This is a genomic window from Rhodoplanes roseus (genome assembly GCF_003258865.1).
Taxonomy (GTDB): Bacteria; Pseudomonadota; Alphaproteobacteria; order Rhizobiales; family Xanthobacteraceae; genus Rhodoplanes; species Rhodoplanes roseus.
Window position 1 is genome coordinate 49,903 of the sequence record NZ_NPEX01000008.1, and the last position, 4,627, is coordinate 54,529.

A 4,627-nucleotide genomic window follows, 5' to 3' on the forward strand; every position below is an offset into this window, starting at 1 on the left:
GCCGCTCGACGCCTCGGCGTCGACCAGCTGCTGCATCTCGTTGCGCCACTTCTGGCCCTCGTTCGCCCCGCAGACCTCCCGCAGGTAATGCAGCGCGCCGAGAATCTCCGAGAGACGCCGCAGATCGCCGTCGAACGGAATCGCCTGCTGGGCCGCGGCGGGACGCGGCACGGCGGACACCAGGGCGACCATCACTGCGAGGGCGGCAAGGGAGAGTGCGCGGCTCATCGGATCGTTCACGGGATGTGGGCGCCCCTATGTGCGACGCAATCGCGTCCGGGGCAAGGCGGGACGACGCGGCCCCCGCTTCGTCTCACGCGGCGATTCTACGCTGCCCCGAGGATCGCCTGCGCGGCCGCGACGATCTCGGCGAGGCCTTCGGTGGTGTCGAGGCCGGCGACCGTGGCCGGATCGTGCCAGTCGAAGGCGGCCAGCTCGGCGTCGAGCACCGGCTCTCCGGCGAGCCAGCGGGCCGCGAAGGCCAGCACCACGAAATGCCGCTCGGCCCGCCCGTCGGGGTCGCGAAGAATCACCTCGCGGTGGCCGGCCAGCGCCACCGGCGCGACCGCCAGGGCGGTCTCCTCGGCGATCTCGCGCGTCACGGCGTCATGCAGCGTCTCGCCCGCCTCGACGACCCCGCCCGGCAGGGTCCACGGGCCGGCCGAGGGGGCGCGGGCGCGACGCACCAGCAGCACCCGGCCGGCGCGGAACACCGCCGCGCTGACGGCCAGGAACGGACGCGACGGATAGGCGCGGGGATCGCTCGGGCCGGGGCCGCTCACGCGCCGCGCTCGAACACGGCGTCGACCATGGCCTGGCGGGCCGTCTCGTCGGTCATCGCGGCCGGCATGATGCGCTCGCCGTTGATCACCGAGCCGGCGCGCGCCACCAGCGGCTTGAGCCAGCCCGAGGACTCGGTGCCGAGCCGGGCGCAGGCGGCGGGGGAGAGATTCTGCCGGAGCGCGTCCAGCGTCGCGGCCAGGATGGCGTTCATGTGATCGATCATGCCCTCCAGCTCGCGTCGCGAGTTGGGCTCCGCCAGCTCGTAGGCGACGCGGGCCAGGTCCTTGTCCTTGAAATGCGACTTCTCGAAATACTCGTCGTAGCCGCGGGGTTCCCAGCCGACGACGTCGGTGGCGAACTCGGGACACGACTCGAGCATCTCGAGCAGCATGATGACTTCGTTGTAATGGTTGAGGTAGTCGGTCGCGAGCCGGGTCAGCGGATTGATGTTCGCCCGCGCCAGCACGGTCGGATCGAGAGCTTGCGCACGCAGCTCGGCCTGGGAGAGTTTCGGATGCGGGTTCATCGATGCGAAGGTGCGCGCTCTTTTCGGAAAACTGTCGGCGTAGCCGGTTAAGGGCGCATTAAAAGTTGCACAAGAGAGGGGCAATCGAGCCATGTGTGGGCGCTACGCCATCACATCCTCGCCCGAAGCGATTAGGGCGCTATTCCGCTATGGCGAGGTGCCCAACTTCCCGCCGCGTTACAACGTTGCGCCGACCCAGCCGGTGCCGGTGGTGCGATTCGTCGACGGCGTCCGACAGTTCGCCTTGCTGCGCTGGGGCCTGATCCCGGCCTGGGTGAAGGACCCGCGCGGCTTCTCGCTGCTGATCAATGCGCGCGGCGAATCGGTGAACGACAAGCCGGCCTTCCGCAACGCCATGAAGCGGCGGCGCTGCCTGCTGCCGGCCGACGGCTTCTTCGAATGGCAGGCCACCGGCGGCGCCAAGCAGCCGTTCTACATTCACCGACGCGACGGCGCGCCGCTCGCCTTCGCGGGCCTGTGGGAGACCTGGATGGGACCGAACGGCGAGGAGCTGGAGACCGTCTGCATCGTCACCACGACGGCGAGCCGCACCTTGCGGCCGATCCACGACCGCATGCCCGTGATCGTGCCGCCCGAGGCCTTCGACCTGTGGCTCGACGCGTCGGTCGTCGATGCGCTCACGGCCGCGGCCCTGATCGCGCCGGCGCCGGACGACCTTCTCGAGGCGCACCCGGTGTCGACCGCCGTCAACCGCACGGCGAACGATTCGCCCGACCTTCTCGCGCCTCTCGTCGCCACCGAGGAAGCTCCTGCCCCACCGCGACCGGCGCCGGCGAAGCGCGCCGCTGTCGCGGTCCGGCGCGGCGCCAAGGCCGAGCGCGAGCCCGGCCCCGACCAGGGCTCACTGTTCTGAGCCGCGACCGGCGCGGGTTGCTGGCGGGGCCGACATCGACTATCCAACCCGGCCCTGCCGCGACCCGGACCTCTGCCGCATGCCAACGTCTTCGCGCGCCCACGCGCCCGCCCATCGCGCCTGCGGGCTCGACTTCGGCACCTCGAACTCCACGCTCGGAGTGGTCGGCGACGGCGTGCCGGCGCTGCTGACGCTCGACCACGGCAGCACCACGGTGCCGAGCGCCGTGTTCTTCGGGCTCGACCACGCGCACGCCTTCCTGATCGGGCGCGACGCCGTCGCGGCCTATGTGGACGGCCAGTCGGGACGCTTCATGCGCTCGCTGAAGTCGATCCTCGGCACCCCGCTGGTCGACGAGAAGACCCAGCTCCTGCGCCGCCGCGTCACCTTCAAGGAGATCGTGCGCGCCTATGTCGAAGCCCTGAAGCACCGCGCCGAGCAGCAGGCGGGCTGCGCGCTCGACCGCGTCGTGCACGGCCGTCCGGTGCATTTCGTCGACGGCGACGCGGAGGGCGACGCGCGCGCCGAGGCGACGCTCGCCGACATCGCCCGTCAGGCGGGATTTTCCGAAATCTCGTTCCAGTACGAGCCGGTCGCCGCCGCGTTCGACTACGAGCGCAGCGTCGCGGCCGAGACGCTGGCGGTCGTCGCCGACGTCGGCGGCGGCACCTCGGACTTCTCGGTCGTGCGGCTCGGGCCGGAGCGGCGCGGCCGCGACGAGCGCAAGAGCGATATTCTGGCGAGCGGCGGCACGCGGCTCGGCGGCACCGATTACGACCGCGCGCTGGCGCTCGCCGCCGTGATGCCGGCGCTCGGCTTCCGCACGCTGATGACGCGCGGCGACGTCGAGGTGCCGTCCGGCCCCTATTTCGATCTCGCCACCTGGGCGACCGTGAACCGCCTCTACGACAAGAAGGTTCTGCCCGAGCTGAAGCTGGTGCGCCGCGACGCACGCGAGCCGAAGCTGCTGGCGCGGCTGATCCACCTGATCGAGATGCGGCGCGGCCATTCGGTGCTGATCGAGGTGGAGCGCGGCAAGATCGAACTGTCGGACGCCGACGAGACCGCGATCCCGCTCGACTGGCTGGAGGCCGGGCTCGCGCCGAAGGCGACCCGCGCGCTGTTCGAGACGGCCACGGCGCCGCTCGCCGATCGGCTTCGCAAGACCCTCGGCGAGACCATCGCCGCGGCGGGGCTCGCGCCGGCCGCGATCGACGCGGTGTTCTTCACCGGCGGCGGCAGCCTGGTGCCGAGCGTGCGCAGGGCGGTGCGGGCCGTGCTGCCCGACGCCGCGGTCGTCGACGGCGACCGCTTCGGCGCGGTCGGCCTCGGCCTCACCATCGAGGCGCGCCGGCGCTACGGGTGAGACTGCGCCGCACCGCGAGGTCCGGCGAGCAAACGGGGGCACGACATGACGCGCGCGCTCTATCTCGGCCTGGGCTGCCTGATGCTCGTTCTCGGCGCGATCGGGGCCGTGCTGCCGCTGATGCCGACCACCATCTTCCTGATCGCGGCGGCCTGGTGCTTCGCGCGCTCGTCGCCGCGGCTCGAAGCATGGCTGTTCGAGCATCCGCGCTTCGGACCCACCCTGCGGGCGTGGCGCGACGACGGCGCGATCTCGACCCGATCCAAGCTGATGGCCTGCACCGGCATGACCGTCGGATTCGTCGTGTTCTGGGCGAGTGCGTCGCCATCCCCGCTGCTCGCCGCCGGGGTGGCGGCGGGACTCGCGCTGTGCGCAGCCTATGTGGTGTCACGTCCATCGCCGCCGATCGAGCGGCGCCGCGACTAATCGGCCTCGCCCTCGAAGCCGTGCGCCGAGAGGGCGTTCCGGCAGGCCGCCGAGATGCGGTCGCGGTTGCCGAGCAGGCAGCCCAGCGCGCGACCGCCGCCGAGCGGCACCCCGGCGCAGACCCGCTCGACATCGGCGCGGCACAGCCGCAACGCCGCCGCCACGGCGAGCCCCTGCGCGGCGAGCGCCTGGAAGCAGGGCTGCGACAGCTTCTCGGCCTGGGCGTTGAGGCACGCGACGATGCGCCCGCCGCCCGGCATCACGCCCGGGCAGAGAGCCCGGTAGTCGGCCGCACAGGCCGCGACGGCGCCGCGTGCCTGCACGCGCAACGGCGCCTGCGCGGCGGCCGGCCCGGCCGCTGCCGGAACCAGCAAGGCGAGCGCCAGGACGATGGCCGTGCTGCGCATGGAACCCGAAGACCTCGTCGGAGCGGCGGACACGCCCCGTCATAACGCATTCCGACCGGCCGGAAAGCACCGGCTCGCGGTCCCGCCCTCCCCGGAGGAGGAGAGCGGAACCGCTGTCCGGGCGAAGGGGGCTCGGGGACTACGGGACGCGCCCCATCACCCGTCTCCGCGCCGCTCTACCACATGAACGCGCTGGCGCTGGCCAAGCTCGCCTGCGCGGCGCACGCGACCATGATCCTGCTGCC

Annotated in this window: 7 protein-coding genes; 3 read left to right on the plus strand and 4 right to left on the minus strand. The window is 72.1% G+C overall.

Features of this window, described 5'->3' with window-relative positions; translation table 11 throughout:
• The 3 genes from CH341_RS35690 to CH341_RS02445 form a co-directional block, all read right to left on the minus strand.
• The coding region (locus tag CH341_RS35690; protein ID WP_425376139.1) for a TIGR02301 family protein at positions 1 to 228 on the minus strand (228 nt) is incomplete at its 3' end.
• Between the two features lie 98 nt (positions 229 to 326).
• Positions 327 to 782, minus strand: coding sequence for an NUDIX hydrolase (locus tag CH341_RS02440; RefSeq protein ID WP_111417440.1), 456 nt, complete (start codon positions 780 to 782; stop codon positions 327 to 329).
• Positions 779 to 1,309, minus strand: a complete 531-nt coding sequence (locus tag CH341_RS02445; protein WP_210208158.1) for a hypothetical protein — start codon at positions 1,307 to 1,309, stop codon at positions 779 to 781. The genes CH341_RS02440 and CH341_RS02445 overlap by 4 nt, the downstream gene beginning before the upstream one ends.
• A gap of 91 nt (positions 1,310 to 1,400) precedes the next feature.
• Here CH341_RS02445 and CH341_RS02450 point away from each other — a divergent pair, with 91 nt between their 5' ends.
• From CH341_RS02450 to CH341_RS02460, 3 genes are all read left to right on the plus strand, one after another.
• Complete coding sequence (locus CH341_RS02450; RefSeq protein ID WP_111417441.1) at positions 1,401 to 2,183, plus strand: SOS response-associated peptidase; 783 nt, start codon at positions 1,401 to 1,403, stop codon at positions 2,181 to 2,183.
• 79 nt (positions 2,184 to 2,262) lie between these two features.
• On the plus strand, positions 2,263 to 3,549 hold the full coding sequence (locus CH341_RS02455; protein ID WP_111417442.1) for an Hsp70 family protein: 1,287 nt from the start codon (positions 2,263 to 2,265) through the stop codon (positions 3,547 to 3,549).
• Positions 3,550 to 3,594: 45 nt separating this feature from the next.
• Positions 3,595 to 3,975, plus strand: a complete 381-nt coding sequence (locus tag CH341_RS02460) for a YbaN family protein (protein WP_111417443.1) — start codon at positions 3,595 to 3,597, stop codon at positions 3,973 to 3,975.
• Here the strand turns inward: CH341_RS02460 and CH341_RS35135 are convergent.
• Complete coding sequence (locus CH341_RS35135; protein ID WP_210208159.1) at positions 3,972 to 4,382, minus strand: hypothetical protein; 411 nt, start codon at positions 4,380 to 4,382, stop codon at positions 3,972 to 3,974. The two genes, CH341_RS02460 and CH341_RS35135, sit on opposite strands and share 4 nt — an antisense overlap.
• Between the last annotated feature and the right edge of the window lie 245 nt (positions 4,383 to 4,627).